Origin of the sequence: Faecalibacterium longum (genome assembly GCF_040094125.1) — a bacterium.
Classification (GTDB): domain Bacteria; phylum Bacillota; class Clostridia; order Oscillospirales; family Ruminococcaceae; genus Faecalibacterium; species Faecalibacterium longum.
Genome location: NZ_JBBNIH010000002.1, coordinates 1 through 616, shown reverse-complemented (window position 1 = coordinate 616; position 616 = coordinate 1). Strand labels below are relative to the sequence as shown.

General features: G+C 47.4%; 1 pseudogene. It reads right to left on the bottom strand.

Annotated elements, in window-relative coordinates:
* Window positions 1-358, bottom strand: a pseudogene (locus tag AAAU26_RS00015) (DUF975 family protein); the annotation flags it as partial.
* Between the last annotated feature and the right edge of the window lie 258 nt (window positions 359-616).

Genomic DNA, 616 nt, shown 5'->3' with positions numbered 1-616 from the left:
CATCCCACAGACGGTCTTTCTGAGAGAACAAGTCCGAGATGGCAGCATCATTTCCATCTACAAGGTTCAGATTAAAATGAGCATATCCCAGTTGAACTGCACCGCCCACGATCAGTTGGAGGACTGCCCACAGAACAATGCCGGCAAGCAGAACAGCAAGCAGCCGACCGCCGTTGGGCTGGGAGAACAGTTCAAAATGGATGTCCTTTGCCTGATTGGAATTGGATACGGCACTGTTGGAACTGCTCACAATGGTAGCACCGAGCGCACTGGCGGCAATACCTGTCAAAACAGCAGTTTTCCATTTTCCGCGCAGGGCATCGAGAGCGAGCATACGATAGTCGGCAGATACTTTCATAAAAGCAACCTCCTGTCTGAAAACGGCAAGGATTTGTGAAATAGGAAGATGATATGCCACTTTAATTTAGATACGTTTGAAAAGCTGAAAAAATTGCAGCATGAATGAAAAAGAGGCTGTTACACCGGTTTTATCCTTGTGCAACAGCCCCTTCCTTTACTTCAGCAGCTTGTCCAGTTCATCATATTGCATTACTGGAGCTTTGCAAGGATTTCTTCAGCCGTCATACCGCTGGCAAGCAGCTTCTTCAGCACATCT